This is a genomic window from Vibrio kanaloae (assembly GCF_024347535.1).
In the GTDB taxonomy this organism is placed as follows: domain Bacteria; phylum Pseudomonadota; class Gammaproteobacteria; order Enterobacterales; family Vibrionaceae; genus Vibrio; species Vibrio kanaloae.
The window spans coordinates 2,003,481-2,023,092 of the sequence record NZ_AP025497.1 but is presented as its reverse complement, the minus strand read 5'-3'; the positions used below and the strand labels follow the sequence as shown (position 1 = coordinate 2,023,092).

General features: G+C 42.9%; 16 protein-coding genes. 10 read left to right on the top strand and 6 right to left on the bottom strand.

Going from position 1 to position 19,612, the window contains the following annotated elements; all coding sequences use genetic code 11:
* The first annotated feature begins 158 nt into the window (after positions 1-158).
* Together OCV24_RS09175 and OCV24_RS09170 are read left to right on the top strand one after the other, a co-directional pair.
* Entirely contained in the window at positions 159-1,157 is a 999-nt protein-coding gene (locus OCV24_RS09175) for a porin (RefSeq protein ID WP_137025228.1), read from the top strand.
* Between the two features lie 191 nt (positions 1,158-1,348).
* Positions 1,349-2,005, top strand: a complete 657-nt coding sequence (locus OCV24_RS09170) for a DUF2057 family protein (protein WP_136998287.1) — start codon at positions 1,349-1,351, stop codon at positions 2,003-2,005.
* Positions 2,006-2,085: 80 nt separating this feature from the next.
* On the opposite strand, the gene OCV24_RS09165 is transcribed toward OCV24_RS09170, so the two are convergent.
* Positions 2,086-2,820 carry a pseudouridine synthase gene (locus OCV24_RS09165; RefSeq protein ID WP_136998288.1) on the bottom strand — a complete coding sequence of 245 codons (735 nt, stop codon included), beginning with the start codon at positions 2,818-2,820 and terminating at the stop codon, positions 2,086-2,088.
* Between the two features lie 321 nt (positions 2,821-3,141).
* Between OCV24_RS09165 and OCV24_RS09160 the strand changes: the two genes are divergently transcribed.
* Entirely contained in the window at positions 3,142-5,367 is a 2,226-nt protein-coding gene (locus OCV24_RS09160) for an NADP-dependent isocitrate dehydrogenase (protein WP_136998289.1), read from the top strand.
* 255 nt (positions 5,368-5,622) lie between these two features.
* On the opposite strand, the gene cspD is transcribed toward OCV24_RS09160, so the two are convergent.
* Complete coding sequence (gene cspD, locus OCV24_RS09155; RefSeq protein ID WP_017055029.1) at positions 5,623-5,844, bottom strand: cold shock domain-containing protein CspD; 222 nt, start codon at positions 5,842-5,844, stop codon at positions 5,623-5,625.
* Positions 5,845-6,429: 585 nt separating this feature from the next.
* Here cspD and clpS point away from each other — a divergent pair.
* The gene (gene clpS, locus OCV24_RS09150) at positions 6,430-6,750 is read left to right on the top strand and encodes an ATP-dependent Clp protease adapter ClpS (protein ID WP_029626771.1); all 321 of its coding nucleotides are present in this window, start codon (positions 6,430-6,432) and stop codon (positions 6,748-6,750) included.
* Positions 6,751-6,789: 39 nt separating this feature from the next.
* The gene (gene clpA, locus OCV24_RS09145) at positions 6,790-9,063 is read left to right on the top strand and encodes an ATP-dependent Clp protease ATP-binding subunit ClpA (protein ID WP_150877858.1); all 2,274 of its coding nucleotides are present in this window, start codon (positions 6,790-6,792) and stop codon (positions 9,061-9,063) included.
* Between the two features lie 173 nt (positions 9,064-9,236).
* Here the strand turns inward: clpA and infA are convergent, their stop codons facing one another.
* The 3 genes from infA to aat all read right to left on the bottom strand — a co-directional run bounded on the left by infA (position 9,237) and on the right by aat (position 10,945).
* Positions 9,237-9,455 (bottom strand): translation initiation factor IF-1, encoded by a 219-nt coding sequence (gene infA / locus OCV24_RS09140; protein WP_001040192.1) that lies wholly within the window; start codon positions 9,453-9,455, stop codon positions 9,237-9,239.
* An 81-nt stretch (positions 9,456-9,536) separates the two neighbouring features.
* On the bottom strand, positions 9,537-10,235 hold the full coding sequence (locus OCV24_RS09135; RefSeq protein ID WP_077680219.1) for an arginyltransferase: 699 nt from the start codon (positions 10,233-10,235) through the stop codon (positions 9,537-9,539).
* A complete protein-coding gene (gene aat / locus OCV24_RS09130; protein WP_046222743.1) occupies positions 10,235-10,945 on the bottom strand; it encodes a leucyl/phenylalanyl-tRNA--protein transferase in 711 nt (236 codons plus the stop codon). The genes OCV24_RS09135 and aat overlap by 1 nt, the downstream gene beginning before the upstream one ends.
* Positions 10,946-10,998: 53 nt before the next feature.
* Between aat and OCV24_RS09125 the strand changes: the two genes are divergently transcribed.
* Both OCV24_RS09125 and aroA read left to right on the top strand, forming a co-directional pair.
* Positions 10,999-11,454 carry an outer membrane lipoprotein gene (locus tag OCV24_RS09125; RefSeq protein WP_017055034.1) on the top strand — a complete coding sequence of 152 codons (456 nt, stop codon included), beginning with the start codon at positions 10,999-11,001 and terminating at the stop codon, positions 11,452-11,454.
* Positions 11,455-11,616: 162 nt separating this feature from the next.
* A complete protein-coding gene (gene aroA, locus OCV24_RS09120; RefSeq protein WP_017055035.1) occupies positions 11,617-12,897 on the top strand; it encodes a 3-phosphoshikimate 1-carboxyvinyltransferase in 1,281 nt (426 codons plus the stop codon).
* A 61-nt stretch (positions 12,898-12,958) separates the two neighbouring features.
* Here the strand turns inward: aroA and OCV24_RS09115 are convergent, their stop codons facing one another.
* Positions 12,959-13,204, bottom strand: a complete 246-nt coding sequence (locus tag OCV24_RS09115) for a YciN family protein (RefSeq protein WP_017055036.1) — start codon at positions 13,202-13,204, stop codon at positions 12,959-12,961.
* A gap of 439 nt (positions 13,205-13,643) precedes the next feature.
* Between OCV24_RS09115 and topA the strand changes: the two genes are divergently transcribed.
* The 3 genes from topA (at position 13,644) to glgA (ending at position 19,473) form a co-directional block, all read left to right on the top strand.
* Positions 13,644-16,274: a type I DNA topoisomerase gene (topA, locus tag OCV24_RS09110; RefSeq protein WP_146450026.1), complete on the top strand. Its 2,631-nt coding sequence runs from the start codon at positions 13,644-13,646 to the stop codon at positions 16,272-16,274.
* Between the two features lie 537 nt (positions 16,275-16,811).
* Entirely contained in the window at positions 16,812-18,029 is a 1,218-nt protein-coding gene (glgC, locus tag OCV24_RS09105; RefSeq protein WP_017055038.1) for a glucose-1-phosphate adenylyltransferase, read from the top strand.
* Positions 18,019-19,473 carry a glycogen synthase GlgA gene (glgA, locus tag OCV24_RS09100; RefSeq protein ID WP_150877860.1) on the top strand — a complete coding sequence of 485 codons (1,455 nt, stop codon included), beginning with the start codon at positions 18,019-18,021 and terminating at the stop codon, positions 19,471-19,473. The genes glgC and glgA overlap by 11 nt, the downstream gene beginning before the upstream one ends.
* Positions 19,474-19,612: the final 139 nt, after the last annotated feature.

Here is a 19,612-nt window from a genome sequence, read left to right as displayed (position 1 = left end):
TTTTTTAGTTTATTTGACACGCAGGATAATCTTTTGCAATCTAGACATCGAAATTTAGTGACAGTGGTTAGCCAACAAAGAGTGGTAATTACTAGTCACAAAAATAATAGGGAACCGGGCAAGGATCTCCCATTCTTAGAAAAGGCAGTGGATTTATTATGAAAAAGACTCTAATCGCATTAGCACTAGCGGGTATCTCAACTTCTACGCTAGCAGCAGGCAACATTTATGACGACGGCACTACAGCGTTCAACGTTAAAGGTGAAATCGATACTTACCTAAGTACTGCTGAATCAACAACAACAGCTAATGGTGCAGCTACAAAAACCAAGTCTGACATTGACGTGGATCTATGGGCAAAAATCCAAATCGATGCAACGCATAAGTTGAACGATAGCGTATCTGCATTCGGCTCTTTCGAAATCGAAAACGGTAACGGTTTTGATGGTTGGAAAGGTAAGGTAAGTGACGATCAGTCAATGAAAACTGATGACCTTTATTTCGGTTTCAATATTGGTGAAAACTTCGGTATTGCTGCTGGTGAAGTAGGTGACTTCGGTGACTCTCTAGACGCAGTAACACTAGACAACACTAACGAAGGTTTAGGTTACATGGATGACTTTGTTAGCTCTCTTGAGTCTGCTGGTCATGCAATTTCAGCTAAGTACACAACTGGTGGTCTTAAGTTAATCGCTGATACTTACCTATCTTCAGATGAAAATGAAGATGCTGCATACGGTGTATCTGCTGAATACACTTTCGATGAGATGTTCACTCTTGGCGCTACTTACCAAGATCAAGGTAACCGCGGAAAAGGTACTGACCACAGCATCATGGGTGCAAAAGCTGGTCTTACTCTAGGTAACTTCGGCGCGGCAGTGAACTACATCTTTGAAGACATCGATGGTGCTTCAGATCTAGACACTATTTCTGCAGCTCTAGATTACCAAATCGAAAAAGCACGTCTATACACGTCATTCGGTTTCACTGACGGTGATAACGATGAAGAAATCAACTACTACACTATCGGTGCTGATTACTCAGTGTCTAGCAACATCTTAGCATTCGTTGAATATACTGATGCAGAAGATGTAGCTGATAACAACAACAAAGTTGAAGGTGACGGTGTTGTTGCTGGTATGTACTACACATTCTAATCACTTGATATCAAGTTGAATGTAAACAAAGGTCGCATTTATGCGGCCTTTTTGATTATATAGGAAAGCTGTCAGTGTTATACCCAACTGAGCTTAAATCTCTGGCTAGTAAGCTATATTTTTATGCATGGTGTTAGCGAGACCTCGAGGTTATTTGGGTATAAGACTTAATGATAAAAAAGGGTTAAATCATGAAACGTACTATTTGGACTTCGATTTTAATGGCGCTTTCTGCGTTGAGTGTCCCGAATGCATATGCAAACACCAATTCGTCGACCGAGCTAGATGTGGCTCAAGGGGTTGAAGTGTTATTTATCAATAGTCAAAAAAAGATGGACGAACCGTTTATGCTTACCACGGGACCTAATCAAATCGTGTTACGCATGGATACGATGTTGGGGCGAGGTGAGCAGCGTGGCAACTTCACTTCAGCGCCTTATATTCTTACCTTGGATGTTAATGGTGGCGAACTGGAAATCGACGGTCCGAAACTGAAGGACGTACTTCAAGCAAGAAAAGTGTTTGAAGGCGATACGATTGACTGGAATGTGAGCCTCAATGGCAGCGATATAGATTACGACCAAATCAAAATGGTGGGCAAAAAGGGCATGCTCCCATATTCAAACCTTGACGAACAACTTGCGATTTATAACGCAGCCAATGGCATCAGCTTTGCGGGTAATGTCATTGCACCTGTTGCCGCTGCAAGTTTAGTAAACGGTAAGCAACAAGCAGCTAAGTCTGTAGGCCAAGATAGCTTAGAAATGCAAAAAGCAAAAATGTCGTATTTGAAATTGTCGCCAACTGAGCGTAAATCACTCCGTAAATGGTTGGTTGATCAGCAGTAAACGAACTCAATCAACGTTGATGACTGTTTTTAGGAAGCGAAGCCAGGAGCACTAGCTGCTGGCTTTATTCGCTCAAGCGGTTAAAGCTTTACCTCTCTCCACTCACCAGGCTGAAGCTCACCGACGTTCATATTACCCATCGAATAACGAATGAGGCGTAGAGTAGGGAAGCCTATATTGGCTGTCATACGCCTTACCTGACGGTTACGTCCTTCAATGATAGTCATCGCTATCCATGTAGTCGGTATTGCAGCTCTAAACCTAACTGGAGGGGTTCTTTCCCAAACCTCTGGCTCTGGCATTATTTCTACTCTTGCTGGCAGTGTCATACCGTCTTTTAGCTCGACACCTTTTCTCAATTTATCTAAATCTTCCTCAGAGGGGCTTCCTTCAACTTGCACCCAATAAGTCTTTGGTGACTTTGAGTTGGGCTGAGTTAGTTTAGCTTGAAAGATGCCATCATTGGTTAAGACCATTAATCCTTCGCTGTCGCGGTCAAGTCGTCCTGCAGCATAAACATCTTTAATTGGTATAAAATCAGCCAACGTTTTTCTGCCTTCACCATCGGTGAACTGGCTGAGAGTATCAAAAGGCTTGTTAAACAGAATCACTTTTCGCTCTTCCAATGTTACCTTTGGTTTGGTACTCATAGGTTTGCTCTTGTAACGGTGTTTACTTGAGTGAGGTTTTTTATGTGAATTGCCAGTGCTATTTTTATCACTGCTTCGGTTCTGCCTATTACCGCTTTGTTTTAATGTTGCGCCAGAACGAGTTGGTTTGTCTGAGCGAGATGCGCTGAGTGAGCGAGTAGACATGTTAACTACCTTGCAAAAATGTAAATGAAGTGTGCTGAAAAGTTTTCACTGAAACGGAATTGAGCTATCATTTGCGCGCCTAAAAGACACAAAATAGAACAAGTTGATGGACTCTTAAGCCTGATTTGTTTAATTATACCTTCGTGTTTTATTATAACAACGCACTCACGGATTTGGTTCATGCTGTAATCAAGATAGCATGAGGAATAAGATAGAGTACGACTACCAAGTAAGCAGTTTTCACTCTCAGAGACGCTTATTGGTCAATTTATAACATTCTCACTACTCTCAGTGAGCTTGTAAGAACTATAGGGAAATTTCATGCCTACTGAAAAACCAACCATCATCTATACCATCACAGACGAAGCTCCGGCACTAGCAACTTACTCTCTGCTGCCAATCATTCAATCTTTTACGGCTTCTTCTGGTATTGACGTTGATACTCGCGATATTTCACTTGCAGGGCGCATTATTGCCAACTTCCCTGACTACTTGAATGAAGAGCAGCGTATTGGTGATGCATTAGCAGAGCTAGGTGAGCTGGCTAAAACCCCAGAAGCGAACATCATTAAACTTCCAAATATCTCTGCATCTGTACCTCAACTTCAAGCAACGATCAAAGAGCTACAGTCAAAAGGTTACGCACTTCCTAATTATCCTGAAGAAGCGAATACTGATGAAGAAAAAGCAGTGAAAGCGACTTATGACAAGATCAAAGGTAGTGCAGTAAACCCAGTACTACGTGAAGGTAACTCTGACCGTCGTGCTCCACTTTCTGTTAAGAACTACGCGAAGAAAAACCCACACTCTATGGGCGCTTGGTCTGCAGACTCTAAGTCACATGTTTCAAGCATGGACGATAAAGACTTCTTCGGTAGTGAAAAGTCAGTGACCATTGAGGGTGCTACTCAAGTAAGCATTGAGTTTGTTGGTAAAGACGGTTCTAAGAAAACGCTTAAGCCAGCTTTCGCATTGCAAGATAAAGAGATCATCGATGCATCGGTAATGAACAAAGCTGCTTTGGTTGCGTTCTTTGAAAAAGAGATCGCATCGGCTAAAGAGCAAGGTGTACTGCTTTCACTTCACATGAAAGCGACGATGATGAAAGTCTCTGATCCAGTGATTTTTGGTCACGCGGTTAAGGTTTACTACAAAGACGTATTCGCTAAGCACGGCCAACTATTTGAAGAGTTAGGTGTTGATGTTAATAACGGCATCGGTGATGTATATGCGAAAATTGGTGAGCTTCCTCAAGCGCAGAAAGAAGCAATAGAAGCTGACTTACAAGCGGTATACGAGACTCAGCCTCCACTAGCTATGGTTGATTCGGACCGTGGTATTACTAACCTACACGTACCAAGCGATATCATTGTTGATGCATCTATGCCTGCAATGCTGCGTTCTTCAGGTCAAATGTGGGACCCAGAAGGTAAGCAAAAAGATACGAAAGCAATGATCCCAGATCGTAGCTATGCGAGTATCTACCAAGCGGTTATTGATTTCTGTAAAGAGAACGGTGCTTTTGACCCTACGACTATGGGGAGCGTACCAAACGTTGGTTTGATGGCTCAAAAAGCGGAAGAGTATGGTTCTCATGATAAAACTTTCATTCTTGAAGCTGCTGGTCAGGTTCAAGTTGTTGACGCTTCAGGCTCAGTGCTTTTGGAGCAAGACGTAGAGGAAGGCGATATCTTCCGTATGTGTCAGGTTAAAGATGCGCCGATTCAAGACTGGGTTAAACTGGCGGTAACTCGTGCTCGAGCTTCGGGTGTTCCAGCTATATTCTGGCTAGATGAGTCTCGTGCGCACGACGCTCAGCTTATTAAGAAAGTTGAAACGTACCTTTCTGAATACGATACTGATGGTCTTGAAATTAAGATCCTTGCTCCACTTGAAGCAACTCAATATTCATTGGCTCGTATTAAAGAAGGCCTAGATACGATTTCAGTTACAGGTAACGTTTTACGTGATTACCTAACTGACTTGTTCCCAATTCTAGAGCTTGGTACATCAGCTAAGATGCTATCAATTGTTCCGCTAATGAACGGTGGTGGTTTGTTTGAAACAGGTGCTGGCGGCTCGGCTCCTAAGCACGTGCAGCAAGTAGAGAAAGAAAACCATCTTCGCTGGGATTCTCTAGGTGAATTCTTAGCATTAGCGGCGTCATTAGAGCACCTAAGCGTAGTGACAGGGAATGCTAAAGCGCAAGTTCTAGCTGATGCACTTGATAAAGCGACGGGCGAATTCCTAGATCATAATAAGTCACCTTCACGTAAAGTGGGTGAGCTTGATAACCGTGGTAGCCACTACTACCTAGCTGCATACTGGGCTAAAGCACTTGCTGAACAAACTGTTGATGCTGATTTAGCAGCAGAGTTTGCTAGTGTGGCGCATCAACTGACGGAAAACGAAGAAGCGATTGTTGCCGAGCTAAACAACGCTCAAGGTGTAGCTGGTGACTTAGGTGGTTACTACCTACTTGACGACGCATTGGTTTCAACTCTAATGCGCCCAAGTTCAACGCTAAACGCATTTATTGATGCATAGTGATTGTACTCATAACTATCAAGTCATAAACATGGTTTGATAGTTATTTTTTAGTCAAGTAAGAAATGTATTTCCTGACTAAATCAAAATTGAAGACGCTTTAATGAAACCGTTAAAGCGTTTTTTACTTGATGTCTATTGTTCGAAAAAAAACGCCCATTTAAGACTGTATGACAGTGCTAAATGAGCGTTTACTGTGTAACTTAGTCGTTTTTAACTAGGACTAATGAACGTAAACATGTGTTGGCAGTCAACCTATTTACTGGCGTTACCTTCTACAGGAACAACAGAGCTAGCATGCGATCCTTTAGGTCCACTTTCTACTTCATAGTCGACCTGCTGACCAGCCTTTAAGGTTCGATAACCTTCCATTTGTATTGTGGAGTAGTGCGCGAAAATATCGCCGTCTTCACCTTCTGGACAAATAAAACCAAACCCTTTGGCGTTGTTAAACCATTTTACTGTACCTGTAGCCATGCTATACATCCCTCATGCATTTTATTACTAACGTTGTTATATCAATTTTTGTAAGTGAGATTGATATCATTCTGATCAGCGAAAGAACTTCAGCTGATAGCTTGAACCTCGTACATTGCTTACGGAAATTAACGCTACCCTGCGTAACTATTCCTTATTGTTAATTTTTAAAGCGTGTTGCTGATTTTAAATCATGTTGCAAAAATGTATTAAAAACCTTTTAGCTCCAATGTAGCTAATGATTGAGCACAGTCAATAGCAAATTGGTATAAAATTGATCAATTTTAATAACAAATCACATTCGAGATTAACTGCAAACTATTAACTAAATAGTAACTTAGTGGCGGTTTTATTGTCAGAGTCAATAGTTGTGGTGTCTTTTTAATCAATCACATATCTTAACCCTGTTAATCGAGATCTTTTATTTGCAGCTATGGAAATGGTGGATTAGGCTCAGTATAGAGGAATATTTTTTGGCCCTGTTTCTTGGTGCAGTTTCTTAGTACACCATAAAGCGTGAATATGATAGATTTGAGTGAGCTAAACATTCACGATTTCCGGAAAATAACCCTTAGCAAAACTGATATGAGCAGAAACTTTGAATGGGCATCTCCAGGCTCAGATCTACTGGAGAAAGAGACAACTAAAGTAAAGCCACCGGCAATGTATAACGTTATATTGAATAACGATGATTACACGCCTATGGACTTTGTAATCGAGATACTAGAGCGATTTTTCTCACTAGATATCGAAAAAGCAACGGAAGTGATGCTCAAGGTTCATTATGAAGGTAAAGCTATATGCGGCACATTCAGTGCTGAAATAGCGGAAACAAAGGTAGCTCAGGTAACGATGTATTCAAAGGAAAATGAGCATCCGCTACTATGTACAATGGAGCAAGTATAAATTGCTCGAACAACACTGTTGTTCACTTAGGAGGTACTTATGCTAAATAAAGAATTAGAGACGAGTTTAAATGGTGCATTTGCTCGTGCACGAGACAAGCGGCATGAATTTATGACTGTCGAACACCTCCTACTAGCATTATTAGAAAATGATGCGGCCAAGGAAGCGCTACAAGCTTGTCAGGCTGATCTCGACGCTCTTCGCAACGAGCTCGATATTTTTATCGATCAAACAACCCCACTGATTCCAGAGAGCGATGAGACTCGTGAAACGCAGCCTACACTGAGCTTTCAACGAGTGCTCCAACGCGCTGTTTTTCATGTCCAATCTTCAGGTCGCAGTGAAGTAACAGGTGCTAATGTACTTGTCGCTATTTTCAGTGAACAAGAATCTCACGCGGCGTATCTTCTTAAGAAAAACGACATTAGTCGCTTAGATATTGTTAATTTTATTTCTCATGGTATTACCAAGGTCAATAACGAAGGCGACAGCTCATCATCGTCTGCTTCATTTGGTGGTACAGAGAGTGCAGAAGAAGCGAATTCTGAAGAACGTCTAGAAAACTTTGCCACCAACCTTAACGAAGTGGCGAAGCAAGGTAACATTGATCCACTTATCGGGCGTGATAAAGAGCTTGAACGTACAATTCAAGTACTATGTCGCCGTCGTAAGAATAACCCTTTGTTAGTGGGTGAAGCTGGTGTAGGTAAAACCGCCATTGCTGAAGGCCTTGCATGGCGTATTGTTGAAGGACAAGTACCTGAAATTATTCAGAGCAGTGTGATTTATTCTTTAGATATTGGTTCACTTCTAGCTGGGACTAAATATCGTGGTGATTTTGAGAAACGCTTCAAAGCAATTCTTAAGCAACTAGAGAAAGAAGAAGACGCGATCCTGTTTATCGATGAAATTCACACAATTATTGGTGCGGGTGCCGCATCTGGCGGTCAAGTTGATGCAGCAAACCTAATTAAGCCGCTATTAAGCAGCGGTAAATTACGTTGTATCGGCTCAACAACATACCAAGAGTACAGCAGTATTTTTGAGAAGGAGCGTGCGCTATCTCGTCGTTTCCAGAAAATCGATATTGTTGAACCGTCATTAGATGATACGACTAAGATTCTGATTGGCCTGAAGCCAAAATACGAAGCTCACCACGAAGTGCGTTATACCAATAAAGCGTTGCGTGCCGCTGTGGAGCTGTCAGCTAAATACATTAATGAACGCCACCTTCCTGATAAGGCGATTGACGTTATTGATGAAGCTGGCGCTCGTAGCCGTCTGGCTCCTGCAAGCCGTCGTAAGAAGACGGTAAGTGTGGCTGATATTGAGTCAATGGTGGCGAAGATGGCGCGTATTCCTGAGAAATCAGTATCGTCTTCAGACAAAGATACACTGCAGAAACTGGATCAACGCATGAAAATGTTGGTATTCGGACAAGACCCTGCGATCGATGTATTGAGCGAAGCGATCAAGCTAACTCGTGCAGGACTAGGTGCTGACAATAAACCGGTTGGTTCATTCCTATTTGCTGGTCCTACTGGTGTGGGTAAAACCGAGGTTACGGTTCAACTGTCTAAACTGATGGGTATTGAACTGCTGCGCTTTGATATGTCTGAGTACGGTGAGCGTCACTCGGTTAGCCGCTTGATCGGTGCGCCTCCAGGTTACGTTGGTTATGACCAAGGTGGTCTACTGACTGACGCGGTAATCAAGAACCCACACTCTGTTGTGTTACTTGATGAGATCGAAAAGGCTCACCCAGATATCTTCAACCTGTTACTGCAGGTGATGGATAACGGTACACTAACTGATAACAACGGTCGCAAAGCGGATTTCCGTAACGTTATCTTAGTGATGACAACAAACGCTGGTGTTGCTGAAACCGAGAAGAAATCGATCGGCCTGATCCAACAAGATCACGCCCCTGATGCTATGGGGGAAATTAAGAAAGTATTTACTCCTGAGTTCCGTAACCGTCTCGATAATATTATTTGGTTCAATAGCTTAGACCCAAGTGTGATTAGTCAAGTAGTCGACAAGTTTATTGTTGAGCTTCAGGTTCAACTAGACGTACGTGGCGTATCTCTAGAGGTTTCTGAGGATGCTCGTCACTGGTTGGCAGACAAAGGCTACGATAAGACTATGGGAGCTCGCCCTATGGGACGTGTGATTCAAGATAAGCTTAAGAAGCCTCTTGCCAATGAGCTGTTGTTCGGTAGCTTGGTTGATGGCGGTACAGTTAAGGTATCCCTGAAAAAAGACGAACTAGACTTTGTTTATGTAGGGGCGAAAGAAGAAGTTATGCACTAAGCATTATTTCTTAATGATTTAACTTTCTAGCGGCTTAGGCCTCAATGAACACGTAGCTAAAATAAAACGCATGATTTCGGTTGTGCGTTTTTTATTTTTGGGAGATGGGGAATTTTAGGTGTTAAAAAACGGAGCATATAGCTCCGCTTCTTATCGTATTCGATAATTAAAAATTAACGAGCACGGAAGACGATGCGGCCTTTAGAAAGGTCGTATGGAGTCATCTCAACAGTTACTTTATCACCAGTAAGAATACGGATGTAGTTCTTACGCATTTTACCAGAGATGTGTGCTGTCACTACGTGACCATTTTCAAGTTCAACACGGAACATTGTGTTTGGTAGAGTATCAAGGACAGTGCCTTGCATCTCGATTACGTCTTCTTTAGCCATCTAATCCTCTTTCGAAATTTGGCGGTTTTCAACGGCTTGATTGTGCCGTTAAAATCAAAATATGTAAAGTTGTCGCGTATTCTACCCTTGCCACCGTTGATTTACTAGCCTTTGATGGCGTTGAAACCGTACTTTATAGTTCATTGCAGGGCATTCATCGATTTGATAACCCAAATATAGCCATTGTTTATGCTCTTTCTGGGCGTGTTGGATTTGGAATAGAACACTAAGTGTTCCCATGGATATGTCGATATCTGGATCGAAGAAGGTATAAAACGCGCTAGTGCTATGAGGCATAACATCGGTAACAGCAATTCCGATCAACTTATTCTCGTCGTAGATATGCATGAACTTTGTTGTAAGCCACTCATTTTGTGAGAATTGTAGAAACTCCTTTTTCTTTGGTGGATACATGGTTCCCGAACGATGACGAGCGGTTATGTAGCGGCTATATAAATCAAACCAGTTATCATCCATTGTGTCTTTGAGTTCCCAGCGAAATGTTTTCGCCTTGTTGAGGGCCCGTCTTTGGCTTTTGGAAAACTTAACTTCTGGGATAGAAACACGAATGGCCTGGCATGCTGAGCAATTGTCGCAATGTGGCTTGTAAATGGTAGTTCCACTGCGACGAAACCCGTTTGCGAGCAGAACTTCATAACTCTCTGAAGTGTGCATGTGCTCATCAAGCGTGACTGCCACTCTTTCTTCGAGGTGTGGTAAATAGCTGCAAGCGTGATTATCTGTTAATCCAATTCTGATTTGTTGTAAATCTGGATTCATTAAGGCATTTCCTTTAACCATTGGGTTTTAAAGCATGCATCGTCAACGGAGGTTTCTTTTAGTGACTGCAGAGCGTTTAAGAATTCGTTTCTATCGACCTCTATAGCGCCCAAGGACTCCAAGTGAGGGTTCATGACCTGACAATCAATGAGCTTCCCACCGAACTGGGTAAAGTGTTCACAAAAGTACCACAGCGCGATCTTAGAGGCATTGGTCTTCAAGCTAAACATCGATTCACCGCAAAAGACTTGGCCTCTTTGTAAGCCATAAAGCCCGCCGATCAATTCATCGCCTTGCCACACTTCAACGGAATGACAGAATCCTAATGAAGCAAGTTCGCGGTAAGCTAACTGCATGTCGTTGTTTAGCCAGGTTTCCTCTTCGGATCTTAACGAAGAGCAGTAACCGATTACTCTGTCCGTCGCTTGATTAATGCTGACACGATAATTATGTTTTCTTTGAAACTTTTTAAGACTTTTTGATGGTTTGAATGTCTTAGGATTAAATATCGCTCGCGGTGCGGGGCTCCACCAAAGTATAGGCTCACCTGGGCCGTACCATGGAAATATACCTTGGCTATAAGCGTTCAAAATTCGCATTGGTGACAAATCACCACCAAAGGCGAGCAGACCGTTGGGTTCATCAAGCGCGTCGAAGGGCGAAGGAAACTCTATACTAGTAGTATCAAGTTCGGTTAGGTATATAGTCATAAGTACCGCGTTACAGGTTAATCACTGACCAAGAGGTCTTTAGGAGTTTTACCATGAAGAAGTTGCTTTGGATTTTACTTGTTTTGCCCATGTTGGCAAATGCAGCTTACAACAGAAACCAAGCTCGACCAGTGAATGAGGTGGTTTATGGTGAGATCGATACGGTTAGATACATCACTCAACAAGAGATCGTTGAATCGAAAGCGAATGGTTGGGAAACCTTATTGGGTGCTGCGATCGGTGGCTTGATCGGTAATCAGTTTGGTGGTGGCACTGGTAAGGAAGTCGCAACGGCCGTGGGCGCAGTGGCTGGTGCGGGAATAGCTCGTAACCGGGGCAATACACAGTACAAAGTCGAATACAAACTTGTCGAGTTATTGGTCAAAACCAAAGAGGGCAAGTTGGTTAACATTATTCAAGATGTCGATAACTCGATGTTGTTTAACCGAGGTGACGATGTGCGCATTCTCTATTTTTCTGATGGTGTTCGCGTTGATATCGTGTACTAGTGTGTTGGTTTTATTGATTGGCTGATTAATCGCCTTTATCAAGGGGATTAGCTCTGGAGTTAGTTGGAAAAGTTAGTTATTCTGCAAGTACGAAGAATTATTCATCACCCGAAAATAAATACGCGCCAGTGACTTCGGGTGGTACAAGGACTATAAGATTTAATGGAAAGCCTTACGTTACAACCAATTCAAAAAGTGAACGGGGAAGTTAACCTACCTGGTTCAAAAAGCGTTTCCAACCGTGCACTTCTTTTGGCGGCACTTTCTACGGGAACCACTCGCCTAACAAACTTGCTAGACAGTGATGATATTCGTCATATGTTGAATGCATTGACTCAGTTAGGTGTTGATTATCAGTTGTCTGCAGACAAAACCGTTTGTGAAGTGACAGGTGTTGGTGGTGCGTTCTCAAGCGATAAAGCCCTCGAGCTTTTCTTAGGTAACGCGGGTACGGCGATGCGTCCGTTGGCGGCTGCACTATGTTTAGGCCGCGGTGAGTATGTTCTGACAGGCGAGCCTCGCATGAAAGAGCGTCCGATTGGCCACTTAGTCGCTGCACTACGCGAAGCCGGCGCCGACGTTCAATACTTAGAGAACGAAAACTACCCACCATTGAAGATCACAGGTACAGGTCTGAAGAGCGGTACGGTTTCTATCGACGGTTCAATATCTAGTCAATTCTTGACGGCATTTTTGATGGCTGCGCCCTTAGCTGAAGGTGAAGTGACCATTAAAATTGACGGTGAATTGGTTTCTAAACCTTACATCGATATTACGCTGCACATCATGAAGCAATTTGGTGTGGATGTGATTAATAACGATTACCAAGAGTTCGTGATTCAGACTGGGCAATCTTACACAGCTCCGGGTGACTTCTTAGTGGAAGGCGATGCATCATCAGCGTCTTATTTCCTGGCAGCCGCTGCGATTAAAGGTGGTGAAATTAAGGTCACTGGTATTGGTAAAAACAGTATTCAAGGTGATATCCAATTCGCTGATGCGCTTGAAAAAATGGGTGCGGAAATCGAATGGGGTGACGACTACGTTATCTCTCGTTGTGGTGAGCTGAAAGGCATTGATATGGACTATAACCATATCCCTGATGCTGCGATGACTATTGCGACAACGGCTCTGTTTGCGAAAGGCACAACAGCTATCCGTAACGTCTACAACTGGCGTGTGAAAGAGACGGATCGTTTAGCTGCGATGGCAACCGAGCTGCGTAAAGTCGGTGCTGAAGTGGAAGAGGGAGAAGATTACCTCATCGTTAACCCAGTAGCTGAACTGACACACGCGGCGATTGATACTTATGATGATCACCGTATGGCGATGTGTTTCTCGTTAGTGGCCTTGAGCGATACGCCGGTTACCATCAATGATCCAGGTTGTACTTCAAAGACATTCCCTGACTACTTCGATAAGCTGAAAATGCTAAGTCTATAAAAATGCAAAACATATATAGGTTGAGGAAGTAAAAAGCTTGCCTAAATGGCAAGCTTTTGAATTATTGCTGAAGCGTAAATTCTTTCGAAAGATGGTGCGCTAAGTATTTAAACATGTTAAATACCGCGGTTGTATGTTCTGTTGGCATTCCATTACTGTCTAAGAAATATTCACCTTTGAAAATTAGAACATCGTCTTTTTCTACTACGCTGTTTGCGCGCATGCCTTCAATGTAGTCATCATGTGATTGGATAATTTGGTTTGCGATAAGCAGTAAATCAAATTCTGCTATTACTTTCTTTGTCATGAGTTTATCTCTGATAACTGAATATAATGTTGAGTTTATGGTGTCGAACTAGAAATTCAATGATTTCACAACCGTTTAAGAGAGTCTTTTTCGAATATCCACAATTTATTTTGTGATTTACGACAAAAATAATTGAATGGAACTCGCGTTAGATTCGCGGACAAGCTTAGTATGAGCCCGTTTAGACGTAATGCCTGATGAATAGGCTCTTGCAAGTATTCTTCGTGAGTACTTTATAGCTTCTTTATATTGTGACCCTTTATCTATGAGTCGTCGAATTGTCGAGCGATCAGATCCAATTTTGAAAAAAGCGGTTGATCTTCTAGTAATCTCGCACAATAGTAAAAAAAGAAGCAATGAATTTAGAATATCATGCGTAAAAGCCCGCAAGTTAAATTGTTGGTGCTGAAGCATCGTGATTAAGGACGTTAGAGTCAATATGGGTAAATCGCTCGTTATAGTGGAGTCGCCAGCCAAGGCTAAAACTATCAATAAATACCTTGGCAAAGACTTTGTCGTTAAGTCGAGTGTAGGTCACGTACGTGATTTACCAACGGCAGGTCAAAGTACTGGTAAAAAGGCTGCTGCAGTTTCAACCAAGGGTATGAGCCCAGAAGAGAAAGCTCGTATCAAAAAAGAAAAAGATCGTAAAGCACTTATTAAAAAAATGGGTATTAACCCTTACAAAGAGTGGGAAGCGAATTACCAAATCTTACCTGGTAAAGAAAAAGTTGTTGCTGAATTACAAAAACTGGCTGAGAACGCAGACCACGTTTATCTCGCAACCGATTTGGACCGCGAAGGAGAAGCTATCGCATGGCACCTTCGTGAGATCATCGGTGGCGATGAAACGCGATACAAGCGAGTGGTCTTTAACGAAATCACCAAGAATGCTATTCAACAAGCTTTCGAAACTCCAGGTGAGCTAAACATTGATGGCGTAAACGCACAACAAGCACGACGTTTTATGGACCGTGTTGTTGGCTTTATGGTGTCACCTCTGCTTTGGAAGAAAGTAGCACGAGGCCTGTCCGCAGGTCGTGTTCAATCGGTAGCCGTTAAGCTGTTGGTTGAGCGTGAGCGAGAGATTAACGCTTTCATCCCTGAAGAGTTTTGGGATGTACATGCTGACACTAAAACAACAGATAAAACAGATTTCAGGCTACAAGTCGCGCAGAAAGATGGTGTTGCGTTTAAACCTGAAAACGAAGCGCAAACTCAAGCTGCCGTTAGTGTTTTAGAAAAAGCCCAATACGAAGTATGTAAGCGTGAAGACCGCCCTACCAAGAGTAAGCCGTCTGCACCTTACATTACATCGACATTGCAACAAGCGGCGAGTACGCGTCTTGGTTACGGCGTAAAGAAAACCATGATGCTGGCTCAACGCCTGTATGAAGCGGGTTACATCACTTATATGCGTACTGACTCAACCAACTTGAGCTCAGAAGCTGTAGAAGCCGCTCGTGAATACATTGGTTCTGAGTACGGCGCGCAATACCTTCCACCTAAAGCACTTGCATACGGCAGCAAAGAGGGCGCTCAAGAGGCCCACGAAGCGATTCGTCCTTCAAGTGTAGATGTTAAGTCGGAAGATCTAAACGGCGTAGACGCAGACGCACACAAGCTTTACTCGCTAATTTGGAATCAATTCGTAGCGTGTCAAATGACGCCAGCTCAATACGATTCAACGACAGTAAGCGTTAAAGCCGATGAGTACACGTTGAAAGCGAAAGGTCGTATCCTTAAATTTGATGGTTGGACTCGTGTTCAGCGTCCAATGGGTAAGAACGAAGATACGATCCTTCCAGCAGTTCAGATCGGCGATAAGCTGGATCTGATCGCGCTAGACCCTAAACAGCACTTCACTAAGCCACCGGCTCGTTTCACTGAAGCGGCGCTAGTTAAAGAGCTTGAGAAGCGTGGTATTGGTCGTCCTTCAACATACGCATCTATCATCTCGACGATTCAAGATCGTGGTTATGTAAAAGTTGAACAGCGTCGTTTCTATGCTGAGAAGATGGGTGAAATTGTTACTGACCGTCTAGACGGCAGCTTCAACGACCTAATGAACTACGACTTCACTGCTCGTATGGAGCAGAAGTTGGACCAAATCGCAGAAGGCGAAGCAAGCTGGAAAGGCGTGCTAGATAACTTCTTCGAAGACTTTACTGGCGATTTGGAAAAAGCAGATTTAGACGAAGACGCTGGTGGCATGAAGCCAAATCATATCGTGGAAACCGATATTGAGTGTCCGACTTGTAGCCGTAAAATGGGTATTCGTACGGCTTCGACAGGCGTATTCCTTGGTTGTTCTGGTTATGCACTTCCACCAAAAGAGCGTTGTAAGACAACAATCAACCTTGGTGATGAAGAAGGCATTATCAACGTGCTTGAAGAAGACGTTGAAACAGCGGCACTTCGAGCTAAAAAGCGTTGTCCTATTTGTGAAACGGCAATGGATGCTTATCTAATCGATGATAAGCGTAAGATGCACGTATGTGGTAACAACCCGAACTGTGAAGGTTATGTGGTTGAGCACGGCGAATTTAAAGTGAAAGGCTACGATGGTCCACTTGTTGAGTGTGACAAGTGTGGTTCTGACATGGTTCTGAAGAACGGTCGTTTTGGTAAATACATGGACTGTACGAGTGAAGATTGTAAGAACACTCGTAAGATTCTGAAAAATGGCGAAGTTGCGCCACCAAAAGAAGACCCGGTGCATTTCCCTGAACTTCCGTGTGAAAATTCAGACGCGTACTTTGTTCTTCGTGATGGTGCTTCTGGTCTATTTATGGCTGCGAGCAACTTCCCTAAATCACGTGAAACACGTGCACCATTAGTGGAAGAGCTGGTTCGTTTTAAAGACCGTATCTCACCTAAGTTCCAATACCTAGCATCAGCGCCAGTTGCTGACCCTGATGGTAAGCCGACAGTGGTTCGTTTTAGTCGTAAGACTAAAGAAAACTACGTTCGTACTGAAGTCGATGGAAAACCATCCGGTTGGACTGCGTTGTACATCGACGGTAAGTGGGAAGTTACGGATAAGCGTAAAAAGCCCAAAGAAAAGTGATTAAACGTTATTGATTGAAAAAGCAGCCATTCGGCTGCTTTTTTTTGATCTAAATATGACTAATTATGCAAATGATTGGCTGTTGTTAGTTCTGGAGTATTATTAAATGACCACAGGAGAATGAAGGAAATGATTAATCGTATCTTTTTATGTGGCTTTAACAATATTGTAACTCAATTAAAATACTGTAACTCTCAAGTTTGGGGTTAGTTGTATACCTAATGTATGGTGAGTGTTAATGTAATGTATCTCTGAGAGGGGGGGGTAGTGTGAGCTGCTTTAAGTCTTAGAAAAAGCAATCGGTTACATAGCGCAGAATGGCGTATTAAAAATTGAAATCGACAGGAAAGTCGATAACGTATATAAAACTAAGTGCAAATAATAATGCACATATAATAACGTTTGGCTTAGGATATTGTCACTGTATGTGAATAGATATTCGCTAAGTACCCTGAATAAGTGTTAGTGCTCATCCCCCAGAGGAAGATACCTCTACGAGTACTGACATCGACAAGCTATAGATATATGGAGAATAAAATGGCTGGTGTATTGGGAATGATTCTTGCTGGTGGCGAAGGCTCGCGCTTGAGACCTTTAACAGAATCTCGCAGCAAACCCTCAGTTCCGTTCGGTGGTAGCTACCGCTTAATTGATTTCGCTTTAAACAATTTCGTTAATGCAGATCTTATGAAGATCTATGTGTTAACACAATTTAAGTCACAATCTTTGTTTCATCATATGAAAAAAGGTTGGAATATCAGTGGCATAACAGATCGTTTTATTGACCCTATTCCAGCGCAAATGCGTAAAGGAAAGCGTTGGTATGAAGGTACGGCAGATGCTATTTACCAAAATATGGGTTTTATGGAGCTGGAAGAACCAGATCAAGTCTGTATTTTCGGTTCTGACCACATCTATAAAATGGATATCAAACAGATGCTTGATTTCCATAAAGAAAAGAGAGCGGCTTTAACGGTTTCAGCTTTACGTATGCCACTTGCAGAAGCTTCTGAGTTTGGTGTTATTGAGGTTGATGCTGACGGCCGTATGATTGGCTTTGAAGAGAAACCTGCAAATCCGAAGTCGATTCCGGGCGATCCAGAATCAGCGCTCGTTTCAATGGGCAACTACGTATTTGAAGCGAAAGAACTTTTTGCTGAACTAACGGAAGATGCTGATAGAGAAGGTTCGACACACGATTTCGGCAAAGACATTATTCCAAACATGTTCCCCCGTGGTGACGTGTTTGTTTATGATTTCAGCACCAACCGTATTACTGGTGAGAAAGAAGAAGTTTACTGGCGCGATGTAGGTACGATTGACGCATACTGGCAAGCGCACATGGACCTTCTCAAGAAAGATGCGCCATTCTCACTATACAACCGCAAATGGCCTCTACATACTTATTACCCACCACTACCACCAGCTACGTTTACTGATTCGGCAAATGGTCGAATTCAGATCATTGATAGCCTTGTGTGTAGCGGTAGTTATGTACGTGGTTCGCGTATTGAAAAGAGTGTATTGGGATTCCGCAGCAATATCGCATCAGCGTGTGATATTAGCGAAAGTATCTTACTCGGTGATGTAAAAGTGGGTGAGGGTTGTATCCTGCGCCGCGTTATCATTGATAAAGATGCAGACATCGCACCGGGTACACAGATTGGTGTAAATTTGACAGAAGACAAAAAGCATTACCACGTATCTGATGATGGTGTCGTAGTTATTGAAAAAGGAGCACGAGTTGGTTACTAAGACTCTCTCGGTACTTTTTGTAGCGTCTGAAGTTGAAGGCTTGATTAAAAGTGGTGGCTTGGCTGATGTAGCCAAGGCACTGCCGAAGGCTTTGCAAGCTCTCGACCAGGGCGTTCGAGTGACTATTCCCGCATATAGAAATATTCCAAACATTGACTCAGCAGACGTTATTTTATCGACTGAACTCGATCATTGGCCTCATACTGCTTATCAGGTTAAGAAACTGACCGTAGAAGGCGTTCAAGTTTTAGGTATCGAATGTGCCCAGTATTTCGACCGCCCAGAAATGTATGCAGAGAACAACCAAGCTTACGCTGACAATGGAGAACGTTTTTCGTTTTTTAGCGCCGCGTGTTTGGATATGTTGCCAAAGCTTGGTTTCCAACCTGATATCGTTCATGCGAACGACTGGCATACGGGCTTTGTTCCTTTCTTGCTTAAGTTTCGTTATCACCAGCACGAATTTTTCGAAAACACTCGCAGTGTTATATCAATTCACAACGCGGTTTTCAAAGGCGTTTTTTCTTACGAAAAGTTGCAGTGCCTGCCTGAAATGCACAGCTATAACGTACCTGAAGCTGCGGTAAGTGATACTCACGTTACCATGTTAAAAGCGGGTGTTTTGTGTGCAGATAAAGTGAATGCAGTAAGCCCAACCTATGCAGTAGAGCTCAAAACTGAGCTTGGCAGTCATGGTATGGAAGCAGAGTTCCAACACAGAGCCTCGGACTTGTTCGGTATTTTGAATGGCTGTGATTATGGTGCTTGGAATCCTGAAACGGATGATTTTTTACCTCGCAAATACAAAGCGACCAAGCACAGCATGGTTCGTGGTAAATCGGCGTGTAAGCAAAAATTGCAACAAAATGTTGGTTTGCCAGCTATCGACTGCGCTGTGTATGGCATGGTTTGTCGTCTGACCCATCAAAAAGGCGTACATTATTTATTGCCCATCATCGAGCAGTTTTTGAAGAACGAGCTTCAGATCGTGATTGTAGGAACAGGCGATCCAGTGTTGGCGAGTCAGCTAAAAGATCTGTCGGCACTTCACTCAGATAAGTTCTCGTTTGTTGAAGCGTATAACAACGAATTGGCGCATTTAGTTGAAGCGGGCTCTGACTTCTTTTTGATGCCTTCTGAATTTGAACCTTGTGGCTTAAACCAAATCTACAGCATGGCTTACGGTACTTTACCGATTGTTCGATCTGTCGGTGGCTTAAAAGACAGCGTAAATGATTACGATAAGGATCCTGAAGTCGCGACTGGGTTTGCTTTTGATGAACCAACACCGCAGGCGTTACTGGCAGTCTTACATCGTTCATTGCTGCTTTATGCGCAAAATCCATCTGAAATTAAGCGCGTTCAGCTTTATGCGATGCAGCAAGATTTTAGTTGGGAAGATGCGGCTAAAGAATACCTAGCTATGTACCATTCAGCATTTTAACTTGTTGACTTAGCTTTAAAATTAGCTGGGAGCAACAACCGCTCGTAATAAATGAAGGCGCTCTAATTGTAGAGTGCCTTTTTGTTTCCTGGTCAGAGCACATCACGTTTACGAAGACAAAGCTTGCAAACTCATTTTA